This window comes from Streptomyces sp. AC512_CC834 (assembly GCF_019049325.1).
Taxonomy (GTDB): Bacteria; Actinomycetota; Actinomycetes; order Streptomycetales; family Streptomycetaceae; genus Streptomyces.
Map to the genome: position 1 here is coordinate 193,925 of NZ_JAGMUO010000011.1, position 13,901 is coordinate 207,825.

Genomic DNA, 13,901 nt, shown 5'->3' on the forward strand with positions numbered 1-13,901 from the left:
TATGCTCCTCCCGTTACTCTGGGTTGTCCGCGAGGGATCTCGCCGCCCGGACGCAGTGGGCGAGCGCGCGGCGGGCATACTCCGGGGAGGCGCCCGCGAGTCCGCACGCCGGAGTGACGGTGACCGCCTCCGCGAGCAGCTCCGGACGCAGCCCCAGCCTGCGCCACAGCGTCCTGACACCCATGACGCTACCCGCAGGGTCTGACAACGCGGCGTCCGTGCCGGGCACGACACCGGCGAAGAGCCGGGTGCCGCCCTCGACCGCCTCACCGATCACGTCGTCGTCACGCTCGGTGAGGAGCGCGAAGTCGAAGGAGACGCCCGCGACGCCCGCCCGGCGCAGCAGGGCGAACGGCACGTCCGGTGCGCAGGAGTGGACCACGACCGGGCCGCCGTCGTGCACCCCGGCGATGTCGCGCAGTGCCGCCTCGACGACCTGGCGGTCGACGGCGCGGTGGGTGCGGTAGCCGCTGGCGCTGCGCACCCGGCCGCCCAGGACGGCGGTGAGGGACGGTTCGTCGAGCTGGAGCACGGGCCGGGCACCGGGCACGCGGCGCCGGACCTCCGCCAGGTGCAGGCGCAGTCCTTCGGCGAGGGAGGCGGCGAGGTCGCGGCAGGCACCGGGGTCGGAGAGGACGGCCTCGCCGTTCCTCAGCTCCAGGGCGGCGGCGAGCGTCCAGGGGCCGACGGCCTGGACCTTGAGCGGCCCCTCGTGGCCCTGGGTGAACTCCTCCAGGGCGTCCAGGTCCTCGCCCAGCCAGGCGCGGGCGCGTTTCGTGTCCCGGCCCGGGTGGTCGCCGAGTCGCCAGCCGCTGGGCTCCACGCGCGCGTACAGCTCGACGAGCATGCCGGCGGTGCGGCCGATCATGTCGGCGCCGGGGCCGCGGGCGGGCAGTTCGGGGAGGAAGGGGAAGTCCTCGAAGGTGCCGGTGGCGGTCTTGGCGGCCTCGCGGACGTCGTGGCCCGGGAGGCTGCCGATGCCGGTGGCGGGGGCGAAGGTGTCGTTCACGGGGCAAGCGTACGCAGGGGCGCGGGGCTGGATTTCGCCCCCGCCGCCCCTTCCCTTTCCCGTCCCTGGGGGCTGCCGCCCCCAGACCCCCGCTTTCGGCCTGGACGGCCTCGTCCTCAAACTCCCCCAGAGGGGGCACCCCCAACGGGCTGAAGTGTCGCACCGGCGTCACAAAGGAGCCCTTACCTTCCCGGGCGCACCGTCAGGTCGTTGACCTCCGCGTCCTTCGGCAGGTCCAGGGCCATCAGGATCGTCGTGGCCACGGACTCCGGGGCGATCCACTTCTCGGGGTCGTACTCCTTGCCCTCCTGCTGGTGGACCTTGGCCTGCATGGGGCTGGCGGTGCGGCCGGGGTAGACCGAGGTGACGCGGACGCCGTTCGCGTGCTCCTCCTGGCGCAGGGCGTCGGCCAGGGCCTTCAGACCGTGCTTGGAGGCCCCGTACGCGGCCCAGCCGGCGTGGGCGTTCAGGCCGGAACCGGAGTTGACGAAGAGCACGTGGCCCTGGGCGGCGCGGAGCTGCGGGAGCAGGAGGCGGGTCAGCTCGGCGGGGGCGACCAGGTTGACGTTCAACTGGTGGTGCCAGGTCTTCGCGGTGAGGTCGCCGACCGGGCCCAGGTCGACGACCCCGGCGATGTGCAGCAGCGAGTCCACGCGGTCGGGCAGGCTCTGGTGGGACAGGGCCCAGGACAGCTTGCCCGGGTCGGAAAGGTCGCCGACCAGCGTCTTCGCGCCGGGGAACGCAGCGGCCAGTTCCTTCGCGCGGCCGGCGTCGCGCGCGTGCAGCACGATCTCGTCGCCGCGTTCGTGCAGGCGGTGGGCGACGGCGGCGCCGATGCCGGACCCCGCTCCGGTGATCACATGGGTAGCCATGCCCGCCATGCTCGCACCACCGGCGCCTCACTCGATGCCCTGGCTCTCCTCCAGGTAGGCCAGCGCGCCGACCGGCTCTTCGGCGAAGAACACCAGCTCGGTGAGGGGGCGGGGCAGGAAGCCCTCGTCCTCCATCCGGCGGAACTGCTCCTTGAGTCCGTCGTAGAAGCCCGCCGTGTTGAGCAGGACGACCGGCTTGTCGGTGTGCCCGTGCTTCTTCAGCTCGAGGATCTCGGTGGCCTCGTCGAGGGTCCCGGTGCCGCCCACCATGATGACCACGGCGTCGGCCTTCTCCAGCAGCAGCCGCTTGCGCTCCGCCAGGTCCCGCGCGATCACCATCTCGTCGGCGCCCTCGCGCGCCTTGGCCGCCAGGAAGTCCACCGAGACCCCCAGCAGCTTTCCTCCGGACTCCTGCACGCCGTCGGCGACCACCTTCATCAACCCGACGTCGGAGCCGCCCCACACGAGGGTGTGACCGCCCTTGCCGAGCAGTTCGGCGAACTCCTTCGCGGGGCGCGTGTAGCGCTCGTCGAGGTCGGCGGCGGAGAGGAAGACGCAGATGTTCATGGGGCAACGGTACGTTCCCTCGCCGGCGGGAAGAATGCGGCTTCCGGTCGTGCTGTCATCAGCAGAACGCAGAACGCAGAACCGGCTACCGAGGACCGAGGACCGAGGAGAACAATCGTGACCAAGGGACACCGCATCACCGTCGAGCCGAGCGACCGGCACGTGAGCGTGGTGCGCGGCGAGCAGGTGCTGGCGGACAGCGACGGGGCACTGGTTCTTCGGGAGACAGGCTGTCCCGACCGGTACTACATCCCGCCGAAGGACGTACGCCTCGACCTCCTGACCGCCTCCGACACGCGCACGCACTGCCCCTTCAAGGGCGACGCGTCGTACTGGTCGCTGCCGGACGCGGCCGACCTGGTGTGGGCGTACCCGGACCCGAAGCCGGAGGTGGCGGAGATCAAGGACCACCTCTGCTTCTACGACGTCGAGGTGTCCTGAGCGATGAATCGCGTGCCGTAAGGCAGTCTGCACAGGCATGGAGAAGAAGACTCTTTCGCGCGACGGCACGTCCATCGCCTACGAACGCACCGGGCGGGGACCGGCCGTCGTCCTCGTCAGCGGCGCCATGTCGACCGGCGCGACGATCGCGCCGCTGGCCGCGGAGCTGTCGGACCGTCTCGACGTGACCGTGTACGACCGCCGGGGCCGCGGCGAGAGCGGTGACACGGCCCCCTACGCCGTGGAGCGCGAGATCGAGGACCTGGCGGCGCTGATCGAGACGGTGGGCGGCGAGGCGTCGCTCTACGGCATGTCGTCGGGCGGCGCGCTGGTGCTGCGGGCCGCCGCGAGCGGACTGCCGGTGCGCCGCGTCGCCGTGTACGAGGTCCCGTACGCGATGGACGACGCCGCGGTGCGGGCCGCGGCGGCGTACACGGAGCGGCTGACCGAAGCGCTCGGGCAGGGCAGGCGCGGGGACGCGGTGGAGGCGTTCCTGCGTCACACCGGCCTGGGCGAGGAGATGATCCGGGGCGCCCGGCAGTCCCCCATGTGGACCGGCATGGAGTCGGTCGCGCCGAGCCTGGCGTACGACGACGCCGCGATGGGCGACAGCCGGGTCCCGGAGTCCGAGCTGGCGTCGGTCACCGCTCCCCTGCTGGCCCTGGCGGGCGGCGCGAGCGACGCCTGGTGGCACGAGGCGGCCCGCGCGATCGCCGGAGCGGCTCCCCACGGCACCTACGGCACCGTGGAGGGCCAGACACACATGGTAGAGCCGGGCGTACTGGCGCCGGTGCTGATGGAGTTCCTCACCGGGTGAGGAGCGTACGGTCCGTCAGGCGGCGAGAGCGGACGGGCCGGGTTGCGACGGCCCTCTCCCGCCTCCGACGCCGCCGTCCGTCGGCCGGTCCCCGTCACCCAGCACCAGCTCGAACCAGATGCTCTTGCCGCCGACCCCGAACACGGACTCGCCGAGACGGCACCCGCCCCAGTCGTCGGCCAGCAGATCTAGGATCAACAGCCCTCTCCCCCGCTCCACGTCCGGCCCGGCCGACGCGAACGGCACCGGAACGAGCGGGCAGGTGTCCGTGACACTGACCCGCAGCACGGGGTTGGTCCAGCACAACCGGACGGTGGCGGGTCCGAGGGAGTACCGGACGGCATTGGTCGTCAGTTCGGAGGCCAGCAACTCGGCCCGGTCGGTGAACTCACCCAGCCCGTGCGCGCCGAGCACGGCCTTGAGCGTCGTACGGGCGACGGCCGGCCCTCGCGGATCGCGCGGGAAGTGAAGCTCGTACTCCCAGGGTTCGTTGAACGGGATGGGGGCCGGTCCGAGTGCCGGACAGTCGTCCCTCCGTCCTGACGGTTCGGGCATCGACTCGTGTTCCGGTTCCGCATTCTTCACGCGGCACCTCCTTGTGCGTGTGCGTGTCCTGTGCGTGTGCGACGAGTTACGGGTTCGGTTCGTTGAGACGGGGTGAATGGAGTGACGGTTCTCGCGCCGTACGGCGCGGCCCGGCTGGTGCTACCCAGAGGTGGCCTGCCGCCCGCTCCGCCTCTCGTCGGGCCCTGGACGAGAGGCGGAGCGGGCGGTGCGCTTCCTCCCCGAAGGCGGGTGGGTGGCGTGGATCACACGCTAGAGCATGTACTAAAACGTGTGCTACCTACTTCACTAAAACGAGTTTTAATTTGAGATTCGGTGGACGCCTGACCGAACCATCGGCAAACTGTGCGCGCGAGCGAGGAGTTGTTCATGGCACCACGGCAGCAGCCGAGCATCCGTCAACGCCGCTTCGGGGCCGAGCTACGGAGACTGCGGGAGGCCGCCGGTATGTCCGCGCCCGTCGCCGCGACCCGACTTGGCGCGGACCGCACGATGATCTCGAACATCGAAGCGGGGCGGTTCGGCATCAGCGAGGAGCGCCTGCGCCGTCTCGCGAGCATCTACGAGTGCAACGACCCGAACCTGATCGACGCCTTGGCCTCGATGACGGGCGGGCGCCCGAAGGGGTGGTGGGACGAGTACCGAGGAAAGATCCCGCCCGACTTCCTGGATGTTGCCGAAGTTGAGCACCACGCCACCGGCATCAAGACACTCCAGACCGCCCACATCCCAGGCATCTTCCAGACGGAGGACCACGCCAGAGCCCTCTTCGACCTGTTCGTCCCAGCACTGCCGCGCCTGGAGTTGGAGCTTCGGGTGGCCCAGCGGCTCAGCAGGCACCGCGTGGTCGACAGCGTTCCGGGCGTGCCGTACGTCGGCTACGTCCACGAAGCGGCGCTTCGGATGCGAATCGGGGGCAGCCGCATCGCGAGGGCCCAGCTGAACCGGCTCACGGAAGAGAGCGAACGCAGCAACGTCCAGTTGCTCGTGATCCCTTTCAGCGCAGACGGCTTCCCCATGGCAGGCGACACCGTGATGTACGCGTCAGCCTCCAATCCTCACCTGGACACAGTCCAGGTGGACTCGCCGACCGGCGCGGTCTTCTTCGACTCCCCCACTCATCTGGCCAACTTCCGCACGCGGCTGGACTTGGCCGAACAGGTGACGTTGAATCCGAGTGCATCGAGGGACTTCATCCTCGAAATCGCCAAGTCTCTATAGAGGTGTCGACTTTGTCTGAGTTGAAGTGGTTCAAGTCCTCCTTCTCTGAAGCATCCGGCAACGCATGCGTCGAAGTAGCCGTCCACGATGACGAGCGGGTGGCGATACGACACAGCGTCTTTCCCGCACGAGGATTCTCCGTACGTCGATCAACATTCACTTCGTTGGTCAATGCAGTCCAGTCAGGAAGCTTGATTTCCGACAGAAAATATTAGCAATTCCTCAGACATGCCTTAGCATCAACCGCGGCGGCGGGTCCTCAACCACACACTCGAGCCCCACAAGATCCTCCTGACAGCAACCGAGCGGGACAACGTGACCTTGCGCGTGATCCCGTTCACCACGGGTGGCTTCCCTATGGCCGGAGACACCGTCCTCTACGCGGAAGCGGCCAACCCGCACCTGGACACCGTGCACATGGACTCGCCGACCGGAGCAGTCTTCTACGACGCGCCTGTCCAGTTGGAGAACTTCCGCAGACGGCTGGACTTGATCGAGAAGGCAGCGTTGACTCCAAGAGAGTCAGCCGACTTCATCCACACGGTGGCCCGAGAACTGTAGGAGCATCCATGCTGTCTGAACCGCGTTGGCAGAAGTCTTCGTACTCGGAAACGGGTGGCAACAACTGCGTAGAGGTCGCCACTCTGGACGACCTTTCCATAGGCATCCGGGACAGCGTTCGCCGGGACATGACCTTTTCAATCGAACGAACCGCCTTCACTTCATTCGTTCGATCTGTCCGATCCGGCATTTTTGGAAGTTGGCGAGGCCGAGCTGGACGAGCAGGCGTTCGTGTCAGGCCGCCGACGCCGCGCGCACCGTGGACGCGATCGTCGCCGAGCCCACCACGCGGGTGCCGTCGTACAGCACGATCGCCTGGCCGGGGGCGACGCCGCGGACGGGCTCGGTGAAGGAGACCTCCAGCGAGTCGTCGACCAGCTCGGCGCGTACCTCCGTCTCGCCGCCGTGGGCGCGGAGCTGGGCGGTGTAGGCGCCGGGGCCGGTGGGGGCCGCGCCGCACCAGCGGGGCTTGATGGCCCGCAAACCGTCGACGTCCAGCGCCTTCGCCGGGCCGACCGTCACCGTGTTGTCCACCGGCGAGATGTCCAGGACGTAGCGGGGCTTGCCGTCGGGGGCCGGGGTGCCGATCTTCAGGCCCTTGCGCTGGCCGATGGTGTAGCCGTACGCGCCCTCGTGGGTGCCGAGCCGGTTGCCCGCCTCGTCGACGATGTCGCCCTCCGCCTTGCCCAGACGGTTGGCCAGGAAGCCCTGGGTGTCGCCGTCGGCGATGAAGCAGATGTCGTGCGAGTCGGGCTTCTGGGCCACCGCGAGGCCCCTGCGTTCGGCCTCCGCGCGGATCTCGTCCTTGGTGGTGAGGGTGTCGCCGAGCGGGAACATCGCGTGGGCGAGCTGGCGGTCGTCGAGCACGCCGAGGACGTAACTCTGGTCCTTGGCCATGTCGGAGGCGCGGTGCAGTTCGCGGACGCCGTCCTCGCGCAGGATCACCTGGGCGTAGTGGCCGGTGCAGACGGCGTCGAAGCCGAGGGCCAGCGCCTTGTCGAGGAGCGCGGCGAACTTGATCTTCTCGTTGCAGCGCAGGCACGGGTTCGGGGTGCGGCCGGCCTCGTACTCGGCGACGAAGTCCTCGACCACGTCCTCCCGGAAGCGGTCGGCGAGGTCCCACACGTAGAACGGGATGCCGATGACGTCGGCGGCGCGGCGGGCGTCGCGTGAGTCCTCGATGGTGCAACAGCCCCGGGCGCCGGTGCGGAAGGACTGCGGGTTCGCGGAGAGCGCGAGGTGGACGCCGGTCACGTCGTGCCCCGCCTCGGCCGCGCGGGCGGCGGCGACGGCGGAGTCGACTCCGCCCGACATGGCGGCGAGGACGCGGAGGGGGCGGGTGCTCTGCGGAGTGTCAGTCATAGCCCCTCCAGAGTACGGGGAGCCGGGAACCGGAGCGCGCGGGTATTCGTCAAACAGCACATGGGGGCGAAGCGCGAATCCACGAGTGACTCCGCCGGTGGCTCCGAAGACGGGTCGACCGGTGGAGCCGGGGACGCGGATCGGCGCATCGGCAGGCGGGCGCTGATCGTCGGCGGTGCGGCGGCGGCCGTGGGCACCGGCGTGCTGGCCCGCGACGAGCTGGCCCACCTGTGGTGGCGGTTGCCGGGCGTCGAGCGGCCCCGTGACGAGGGCGTCGTCGACTATGCGGGCGCCCGCTGGGTGTCGGCGTCGGACGCGAACTGGCGGCAGGCGGACCGGCCGGACGACTTCGACATCGACATGGTGATCATCCATGTCACACAGGGCAGCCTCGTCAGTGCCGTGCGGGCCTTCCAGGACCCGGGGCACAAGGCGTCCGCGCACTACATCGTCGGGCAGGACGGGCACGTGACGCAGATGATCCGCGAGCTGGACGTGGCGTACCACGCGGGCAACCTCGACTACAACGAACGCAGTGTCGGCATCGAGCACGAGGGCTTCGTGGACCGCCCCCAGGACTTCACCGACGCGATGTACGCCGCCTCCGCGCGGCTGACGGCGGCGGTCTGCGCGCGGTACGGGATACCCATGGACCGCGAGCACATCATCGGCCACGTGGAGGTGCCGGGCACCGACCACACCGACCCGGGGCCGCACTGGGACTGGGACCGGTATCTGAAGCTGGTGCGCCGGGCGGCCACGAGCGCTCCGTCGAGCGGTCCGTCCGGCAGTCCGTCGAGCGGCCCCTCGAGCTCCGGCGTCTAGCGCCGACTCCGGCATCCGGATCCGGCGTCCGGCTCCGGCGTCCGGCTCCGGCGTCCGGATCGGTCCCGCCGAGCCCGTCCCGCTAGGACAGTCCTGCCGCCCGGGCCCGTTCCACCGCGGGGCCGATCGCCTTGGCGACCGCCTCCACGTCGGCCGGGGTGGAGGTGTGGCCCAGCGAGAAGCGCAGGGTGCCGCGGGCCAGGTCGGGGTCGGTGCCGGTGGCCAGCAGGACGTGGCTGGGCTGGGCGACGCCCGCGGTGCAGGCGGAGCCGGTGGAGCACTCGATGCCCTGGGCGTCGAGCAGGAGGAGGAGGGAGTCGCCCTCGCAGCCGGGGAAGGTGAAGTGGGCGTTGGCCGGCAGGCGGCCCCCGGGTGACGGGTCGCCGCCGAGGATGGCGTCCGGGACGGCCGTGCGGACGGCGTCGACCAGGTCGTCGCGCAGGGCGCCGATCTCACGGGCGAACCATTCGTGCTGCTCGGCGGCGATGCGGCCGGCGACCGCGAAGGAGGCCACGGCGGGGACGTCGAGGGTGCCGGAGCGCACATGGCGTTCCTGGCCGCCGCCGTGCAGGACCGGTACGGGGCTGTACTCGCGGCCCAGCAGGAGCGCGCCGATGCCGTAGGGGCCGCCGATCTTGTGGCCGGAAACGGTCATGGCGGCGAGCCCGGAGGCGGCGAAGTCGACCGGGAGCTGACCGAAGGCCTGGACCGCGTCGGCGTGCAGGGGTACGTCGAACTCGGCCGCCACGTCGGCGAGTTCACGGACCGGCATGATCGTGCCGATCTCGTTGTTGGCCCACATGACGGTGGCGAGGGCGACGTCGCCGGGGTTACGGGCGACGGCCTCGCGCAGCGTCTCGGGGTGGACGCGGCCGTGCGCGTCGACGGGCAGGTACTCGACGGTGGCGCCCTCGTGTTCGCCGAGCCAGTGGACGGCGTCGAGGACCGCGTGGTGCTCGACGGGGCTGGCCAGGACCCGGGTGCGGGCCGGGTCGGCGTCGCGGCGGGCCCAGTACAGGCCCTTGACGGCGAGGTTGTCGGCCTCGGTGCCGCCGGAGGTGAGGACCACCTCGCTGGGTCGGGCGCCGAGCGCCTCGGCGAGGGTCTCGCGGGCCTCCTCGACGGTGCGCCGCGCCCGGCGGCCGGACGCGTGGAGGGAGGAGGCGTTGCCGGTGACGCCCAGGTGTGCGGCGAGTGCCTCGACCGCCTCGGGAAGCATCGGGGTGGTCGCGGCGTGGTCGAGGTAAGCCATGGTGAGGCCGATTCTACGGGGCACTTGTGCCCGGCCTCAGAGCAAGGTCGGCCCCGTCCGCTCGCGGGTGGCCGCGCGGATCGTGGCGCGGATCCTGGCGCGGATCGTGGGCGGGCTCACAGGCTCCAGGACATGGTGCTGTCCGCGGACATGAACGCCACCAGGACCAGCAGGTCGGCGACGCCCAGGCCGAGTCCGAGCAGCGCCCGGCCGCGGCGGGCGGTGCCGCGCCACAGGGCGACGGTCGCCAGGGCGATGGCGATGGGGCCCAGGAAGACGTTGAGGACGAGCAGGCCGAGCAGGCCGAGGACGAAGGAGGCGACGGCCATGCCGTCGGTGTCCCGGATGCCGGTCCGGCGGGCGGTGTCGGCGGCGGTGCGGGTGACCGGTGCGGTGAGCTGCATGAGGTTCTCCCTGCTGTGCGGTTCGTGCGTCCGTGTACGACGGTTCAGTGCGTCAGTGGGCGGAGGTGCTCCGTCGGCGGCCGTGCCGCTCGCGGATCGCGAAGATGCCGAGCCAGACGGCGATGACCAGGCCGGCGGCGACGGAGAAGGTGAGCGGTGCGTGGGCGACGGTGCCCAGGACCACACCGAGGAGCAGGAGTGCGACGACGAGGAACAGCATGGATCGGATCCCCCAGACTTCCGTGAACGATCGCGGTGACAGTTCGCGGTTACAGTTGTTCACTGACTACTCAGTCTAACGTGCCGCACGGCTTTTCAATTCCAGAAAACAGTTGTTAACTGCATGGCATGAGTCACACCCCCGGCGTTCGGCAGGCGCAGAAGCGGAAGACCCGGCAGGCGCTCCTGGACGCGGCGCTGGGCCTGCTGGAGGAGCAGAGCCTGAGCAGTCTGGGGCTGCGCGAGGTCACCCGCGCCGTGGGCGTCGCCCCGACCGCCTTCTACCGGCACTTCCGCTCCACGGCCGACCTCGGCGTGGCACTGGTCGAGGAGGCGCTGGGCAGCCTGCACCCGATGATCCGGACCACGGTGTCACCGACCGAGGACAGCGACGAACGCATCGCCCGCGCGGTCGAGTTGATCGCCGGTCATGTGGCCGCGCATCCGGCACACGTGCGTTTCATCGCGCGGGAGCGGCACGGCGGGGTGCAGCCGGTGCGCGAGGCGATACGCGAGCAACTGGCGCGGTTCGCCGAGGAGGTGAAGGCCGAGCTGGCCAAGGACGCGGTGTCGGCGGGCTGGAGCGATGCCGACCTGCGGATGCTCGCGGGCCTCTACGTCGACCAGATGCTGATCACGGCCTCGCTGTTCCTGGAGGCGCTGGAGGCGGTGGAGGCCCCCGAGGAGGAGCGCCGGCGAGCGGCACGAACGGCGGCCCGGCAGCTACGGCTGATCAGCATCGGCCGCGCGCACTGGCTGGACTGACGGGCGATCGGCCGCCGGGGTACGGCTCGGCCCCGGCGGCCGTAACGACGTATCGCCCGGGTCAGGCGAGCCGCACCCGGGCCAACTGGCGGGACTGGGCGACCAGGCGGTCGGCGCTGTCCCAGACCTCGGCGTCCTCCTCCAGGAAGCCGCCGGCGAGGTTGCGGGTGGTGATGGAGACCCGCAGCGGACCGGGCGCCGGGCGGCACCGCACGTGCACGGTCAGCTCGACCGTCGGCACCCAGCCCTTGAGCCCCAGTTCGAAGGCGGTCGGCGGGAGCGCGTCGACCGCGAGGAGCAGCGAGAGCGGGTCGGCGTCGCGGCCGTCGGCGAGCCCGAACCAGGCCCGCATCTCACCCCGTCCCGAGGGCTGCCCCAGCGCCCAGCCCAGCGTGGCGGGGTCGAGCTTGAGCCCGAGCCGGTCGGCGATGGCCGAGCTGCCATCGAGGGGGGCCGGGCCGTCCTCCGGGCCGAAGCACTGGTCCATCGGCGGGATCGCGGGCGGCTTCGCCGAGGTGCGGACGTCGTCGGGGAGCGTGCCGAGGTCGCCGTAGGAGGCGAGGACGCGGATGCGCTCGACCTCGTCGCCCTCGTCGTCGTACTGGAAGAGGGAGGCCTGGCCGGTGGAGAGGGTGCGCCCCGTGCGGACGGTCTCGGTGCGCACGACCGCCGGTCCTGGCCGGGAGGCGGTGAGGTAGTGCGCCGTGACGGTGAAGGGGTCGGCGTGCGGGAGGGCTTCGCCGAGGGCGCGGCCCAGGACGGCCAGCAGATAGCCGCCGTTGACGGCGTTGACGATCGTCCAGCCGGCCGACAGGTCGATGTCGTAGACGCCGGGGGCGCGCCGGGTGACGGCGGTGTCCCGGTCGAACTCGCTGTCGCCGATGGTGGCCCGCGTGGCCGCTGGGGAGGCTGCTTCTGGCATGACTGCACGGTACAACAGGAAACTACTAAGCGGTAGCTTTGCAAGGATTTCTAGGTTGCCTCCGGGTCACCGACCCGTTCCCGTTCCCGTTCCCGCTCGCGCAGGTACGCCTCCAGTGCCACTGCCCCGGTCAGCATCGCCCGGCCGCGGGCGGACACGCGGTCGTGCCACTCACGCAGGGCTGCCTCCAGCGGTTCCCGTCCCCCGGCCGACCGCACCTGGGCGATCACGGTCGCGATCCGCTCCAGCGGATAGCCGCCCCGCCTGAGCTGGTGGGCGAGGCGGGCGTCCCGTACGTCGGCCGCGTCGTAGCGCCGGTATCCGGTCAGCGGGTCGCGACGCGGGCGCACCAGTCCGGCGCGCTCCCACTTGCGCAGGGTCGCGGGCCGGATGCCCAGCTCCGCCGCGAGCGCCCCGATGAACCCGCCGGCCGACCCCGGCGCGCCCCCGGCGGCCTCGGGCGCCAGGTCGCGCAGCGCGCCCTCCACGGCCTCCAGTGTGCGCCGGTCGTCGAGCAACTGCGCGTGGCTCTCGTCGATCAGCCGGAGCGCCTCGCCCACCGCAACCTCGCCCACCGCACTCTCGTTCACCTCCCGCATCACCGAAGCCGCCGCCCGGTGCCCGTGGCCGGGTACCAGGGCGAGGAACGCGTCGAGGGCTCGGGCGTGCAGCGCGGTGTAGGCGCGGTAGCCGTGGGCCGTGCGAGCGGCGGCCGGGAGGATGCCGGCCGCCTCGTAGTTCCTGACCGCCTGCGCCGACAGACCGTGCGCGCGGGCCAGGTCTACCGGCCTGAGTCTTTCCCCGCTTTGAAGGTTGGCGGCCAAAGGTTCCACGCCCTCCCACACTCACGCGTCAAAGTTTCAACCGAAAGTTCAACGATACCGTTGAAGCCATGGCCGAACGCATCCAGGACATCGCCCATCCCCTCGACGCCGTCGCCCTCAGGCGGCTGTTCCCGGCCCCGCCCAGGCTGCTCGCGCTGGGCGAGCCCACCCACGGCGAGGACGCTCTGCTCGACGTGCGCAACGACCTGTTCCGGCAACTCGTCGAGCAGCACGGCTACCGGACGATCGCGATCGAGAGCGACTGCCTGATGGGGCTGGTCGTGGACGACTACGTCACGTCGGGCACCGGCACCCTCGACGAGGTCGTGGCACGCGGGTTCAGCCACCCCTGGGGCCCGAGCGCGGCCAACCGGGAGCTGGTGCGCTGGATGCGCGCGTACAACGAGGACCGGCCCGCGGACGAGCGGGTCCGCTTCGCCGGTTTCGACGGACCGCTGGAGATCACCGGCGCCGCGAGCCCCCGGCAGGCGCTCACCGCGCTCCACGGCCACCTCCTCTCGGCCGGGGTGGACCCGGTCCTGCTCCCCTGCACCGCTCAGACGCTGGACCGCCTGCTCGGCGCCGACGACCGGTGGACCGAGCCCGAGGCGATGACGGACCCGGCCCGGTCCGTGGGGCGGTCGGCCGAGGCCGGGGAGCTGCGGACGATCGCCCACGACCTGGTGTCGCTGCTCGACGAGCAGACACCGCACCTACTCGCGGCGGCCTCGCGCGAAAGCTGGGACCGGGCTCGCCTGTACGCACGCACCGCGACGGGCCTGCTGAGCTACCACTACTGGATGGCCGACACCTCTCCGGCCCGCATGAACCGCCTGCTGGGCGTGCGGGACCGGATGATGGCCCGCAATCTCCTCGCGCTCGCCGACCGGGGGCCGGCGTTCGTCCACGCCCACAACTCCCACCTCCAGCGCGAGCGGAGCACGATGCGGATGTGGCAGGGGCCGGTGGAGTGGTGGAGTGCCGGCGCGCTGGTGAGCGCCCGGCTCGGCGGGGAGTACGCCTTCGTGGCCACGGCTCTCGGCACGATCCGGCACCAGGGCGTGGACACACCGCCGCCGGACAGCGTCGAGGGGCTCCTGTACGCGCTCCCGGAGAACCCCTGCGTCATCGGCGCCGGGCGGCTGGCCGAGGCCCTCGGCGACCCGCGTCCCGCGCCCCGCGTGTCCCCCTGGTTCGGCTACGCCTCGCTCGACCCCGCCCACCTGGACACGACCGACGGCGTCGTCTTCGTCAAGGACATGCCTCACCCCTAGGA

19 protein-coding genes are annotated in these 13,901 nt (G+C 71.1%); 9 read left to right on the forward strand and 10 right to left on the reverse strand.

Going from position 1 to position 13,901, the window contains the following annotated elements:
- Positions 1 to 13: 13 nt before the first annotated feature.
- The 3 genes from KUM40_RS02695 to KUM40_RS02705 all read right to left on the reverse strand — a co-directional run bounded on the left by KUM40_RS02695 (position 14) and on the right by KUM40_RS02705 (position 2,448).
- Positions 14 to 1,009 (reverse strand): methionine synthase, encoded by a 996-nt coding sequence (locus tag KUM40_RS02695; protein ID WP_217162365.1) that lies wholly within the window; start codon positions 1,007 to 1,009, stop codon positions 14 to 16.
- A 182-nt stretch (positions 1,010 to 1,191) separates the two neighbouring features.
- The gene (locus tag KUM40_RS02700) at positions 1,192 to 1,890 is read right to left on the reverse strand and encodes an SDR family oxidoreductase (RefSeq protein WP_217162367.1); all 699 of its coding nucleotides are present in this window, start codon (positions 1,888 to 1,890) and stop codon (positions 1,192 to 1,194) included.
- An 18-nt stretch (positions 1,891 to 1,908) separates the two neighbouring features.
- Complete coding sequence (locus KUM40_RS02705) at positions 1,909 to 2,448, reverse strand: TIGR00730 family Rossman fold protein (protein ID WP_217162369.1); 540 nt, start codon at positions 2,446 to 2,448, stop codon at positions 1,909 to 1,911.
- A 117-nt stretch (positions 2,449 to 2,565) separates the two neighbouring features.
- On the opposite strand from KUM40_RS02705, the gene KUM40_RS02710 reads away from it, so the two are divergent.
- Together KUM40_RS02710 and KUM40_RS02715 are read left to right on the forward strand one after the other, a co-directional pair.
- Positions 2,566 to 2,889 carry a DUF427 domain-containing protein gene (locus KUM40_RS02710; RefSeq protein WP_217162370.1) on the forward strand — a complete coding sequence of 108 codons (324 nt, stop codon included), beginning with the start codon at positions 2,566 to 2,568 and terminating at the stop codon, positions 2,887 to 2,889.
- A 37-nt stretch (positions 2,890 to 2,926) separates the two neighbouring features.
- The gene (locus tag KUM40_RS02715; RefSeq protein ID WP_217162372.1) at positions 2,927 to 3,706 is read left to right on the forward strand and encodes an alpha/beta fold hydrolase; all 780 of its coding nucleotides are present in this window, start codon (positions 2,927 to 2,929) and stop codon (positions 3,704 to 3,706) included.
- Between the two features lie 15 nt (positions 3,707 to 3,721).
- On the opposite strand, the gene KUM40_RS02720 is transcribed toward KUM40_RS02715, so the two are convergent.
- Complete coding sequence (locus tag KUM40_RS02720; protein WP_308401050.1) at positions 3,722 to 4,291, reverse strand: ATP-binding protein; 570 nt, start codon at positions 4,289 to 4,291, stop codon at positions 3,722 to 3,724.
- 348 nt (positions 4,292 to 4,639) lie between these two features.
- Here KUM40_RS02720 and KUM40_RS02725 point away from each other — a divergent pair, with 348 nt between their 5' ends.
- From KUM40_RS02725 to KUM40_RS02740, 4 genes are all read left to right on the forward strand, one after another.
- On the forward strand, positions 4,640 to 5,491 hold the full coding sequence (locus tag KUM40_RS02725) for a helix-turn-helix transcriptional regulator (RefSeq protein WP_217162374.1): 852 nt from the start codon (positions 4,640 to 4,642) through the stop codon (positions 5,489 to 5,491).
- Between the two features lie 2 nt (positions 5,492 to 5,493).
- On the forward strand, positions 5,494 to 5,706 hold the full coding sequence (locus KUM40_RS02730) for a DUF397 domain-containing protein (protein WP_217162376.1): 213 nt from the start codon (positions 5,494 to 5,496) through the stop codon (positions 5,704 to 5,706).
- 76 nt (positions 5,707 to 5,782) lie between these two features.
- Positions 5,783 to 6,052 (forward strand): Scr1 family TA system antitoxin-like transcriptional regulator, encoded by a 270-nt coding sequence (locus KUM40_RS02735; RefSeq protein ID WP_302180789.1) that lies wholly within the window; start codon positions 5,783 to 5,785, stop codon positions 6,050 to 6,052.
- 8 nt (positions 6,053 to 6,060) lie between these two features.
- Entirely contained in the window at positions 6,061 to 6,402 is a 342-nt protein-coding gene (locus KUM40_RS02740; protein WP_217162380.1) for a DUF397 domain-containing protein, read from the forward strand.
- Here the strand turns inward: KUM40_RS02740 and mnmA are convergent.
- On the reverse strand, positions 6,287 to 7,414 hold the full coding sequence (gene mnmA / locus KUM40_RS02745) for a tRNA 2-thiouridine(34) synthase MnmA (RefSeq protein ID WP_217162382.1): 1,128 nt from the start codon (positions 7,412 to 7,414) through the stop codon (positions 6,287 to 6,289). The two genes, KUM40_RS02740 and mnmA, sit on opposite strands and share 116 nt — an antisense overlap.
- 60 nt (positions 7,415 to 7,474) lie before the next feature.
- Between mnmA and KUM40_RS02750 the strand changes: the two genes are divergently transcribed.
- On the forward strand, positions 7,475 to 8,239 hold the full coding sequence (locus tag KUM40_RS02750; protein ID WP_217162383.1) for an N-acetylmuramoyl-L-alanine amidase: 765 nt from the start codon (positions 7,475 to 7,477) through the stop codon (positions 8,237 to 8,239).
- Between the two features lie 82 nt (positions 8,240 to 8,321).
- Here KUM40_RS02750 and KUM40_RS02755 read toward each other — a convergent pair whose 3' ends face one another.
- From KUM40_RS02755 to KUM40_RS02765, 3 genes are all read right to left on the reverse strand, one after another.
- A complete protein-coding gene (locus KUM40_RS02755) occupies positions 8,322 to 9,491 on the reverse strand; it encodes a cysteine desulfurase family protein (RefSeq protein WP_217162385.1) in 1,170 nt (389 codons plus the stop codon).
- Positions 9,492 to 9,607: 116 nt separating this feature from the next.
- Positions 9,608 to 9,895 (reverse strand): DUF4190 domain-containing protein, encoded by a 288-nt coding sequence (locus KUM40_RS02760; RefSeq protein ID WP_217162387.1) that lies wholly within the window; start codon positions 9,893 to 9,895, stop codon positions 9,608 to 9,610.
- 52 nt (positions 9,896 to 9,947) lie between these two features.
- A complete protein-coding gene (locus KUM40_RS02765) occupies positions 9,948 to 10,115 on the reverse strand; it encodes a hypothetical protein (RefSeq protein WP_217162389.1) in 168 nt (55 codons plus the stop codon).
- Positions 10,116 to 10,243: 128 nt separating this feature from the next.
- On the opposite strand from KUM40_RS02765, the gene KUM40_RS02770 reads away from it, so the two are divergent.
- A complete protein-coding gene (locus KUM40_RS02770; RefSeq protein WP_217162391.1) occupies positions 10,244 to 10,879 on the forward strand; it encodes a TetR family transcriptional regulator in 636 nt (211 codons plus the stop codon).
- A 61-nt stretch (positions 10,880 to 10,940) separates the two neighbouring features.
- Here KUM40_RS02770 and KUM40_RS02775 read toward each other — a convergent pair whose 3' ends face one another.
- A complete protein-coding gene (locus KUM40_RS02775; protein ID WP_217162393.1) occupies positions 10,941 to 11,801 on the reverse strand; it encodes a thioesterase family protein in 861 nt (286 codons plus the stop codon).
- A 50-nt stretch (positions 11,802 to 11,851) separates the two neighbouring features.
- The gene (locus tag KUM40_RS02780) at positions 11,852 to 12,625 is read right to left on the reverse strand and encodes a TioE family transcriptional regulator (RefSeq protein ID WP_217162480.1); all 774 of its coding nucleotides are present in this window, start codon (positions 12,623 to 12,625) and stop codon (positions 11,852 to 11,854) included.
- Between the two features lie 68 nt (positions 12,626 to 12,693).
- Between KUM40_RS02780 and KUM40_RS02785 the strand changes: the two genes are divergently transcribed.
- Entirely contained in the window at positions 12,694 to 13,899 is a 1,206-nt protein-coding gene (locus KUM40_RS02785; RefSeq protein ID WP_217162395.1) for an erythromycin esterase family protein, read from the forward strand.
- Positions 13,900 to 13,901: the final 2 nt, after the last annotated feature.

Bases quoted from the DNA above. Each gene is read 5' to 3' on its own strand.
- KUM40_RS02725 (WP_217162374.1), top strand. From the start codon at position 4,640: ATGGCACCACGGCAGCAGCCGAGCATCCGTCAACGCCGCTTCGGGGCC.
- KUM40_RS02770 (WP_217162391.1), top strand. From the start codon at position 10,244: ATGAGTCACACCCCCGGCGTTCGGCAGGCGCAGAAGCGGAAGACCCGG.
- KUM40_RS02785 (WP_217162395.1), top strand. From the start codon at position 12,694: ATGGCCGAACGCATCCAGGACATCGCCCATCCCCTCGACGCCGTCGCC.
- mnmA (WP_217162382.1), bottom strand. From the start codon at position 7,414: ATGACTGACACTCCGCAGAGCACCCGCCCCCTCCGCGTCCTCGCCGCC.
- KUM40_RS02700 (WP_217162367.1), bottom strand. From the start codon at position 1,890: ATGGCGGGCATGGCTACCCATGTGATCACCGGAGCGGGGTCCGGCATC.
- KUM40_RS02705 (WP_217162369.1), bottom strand. From the start codon at position 2,448: ATGAACATCTGCGTCTTCCTCTCCGCCGCCGACCTCGACGAGCGCTAC.
- KUM40_RS02765 (WP_217162389.1), bottom strand. From the start codon at position 10,115: ATGCTGTTCCTCGTCGTCGCACTCCTGCTCCTCGGTGTGGTCCTGGGC.
- KUM40_RS02740 (WP_217162380.1), top strand. From the start codon at position 6,061: ATGCTGTCTGAACCGCGTTGGCAGAAGTCTTCGTACTCGGAAACGGGT.
- KUM40_RS02750 (WP_217162383.1), top strand. From the start codon at position 7,475: ATGGGGGCGAAGCGCGAATCCACGAGTGACTCCGCCGGTGGCTCCGAA.
- KUM40_RS02760 (WP_217162387.1), bottom strand. From the start codon at position 9,895: ATGCAGCTCACCGCACCGGTCACCCGCACCGCCGCCGACACCGCCCGC.
- KUM40_RS02715 (WP_217162372.1), top strand. From the start codon at position 2,927: ATGGAGAAGAAGACTCTTTCGCGCGACGGCACGTCCATCGCCTACGAA.
- KUM40_RS02755 (WP_217162385.1), bottom strand. From the start codon at position 9,491: ATGGCTTACCTCGACCACGCCGCGACCACCCCGATGCTTCCCGAGGCG.
- KUM40_RS02775 (WP_217162393.1), bottom strand. From the start codon at position 11,801: ATGCCAGAAGCAGCCTCCCCAGCGGCCACGCGGGCCACCATCGGCGAC.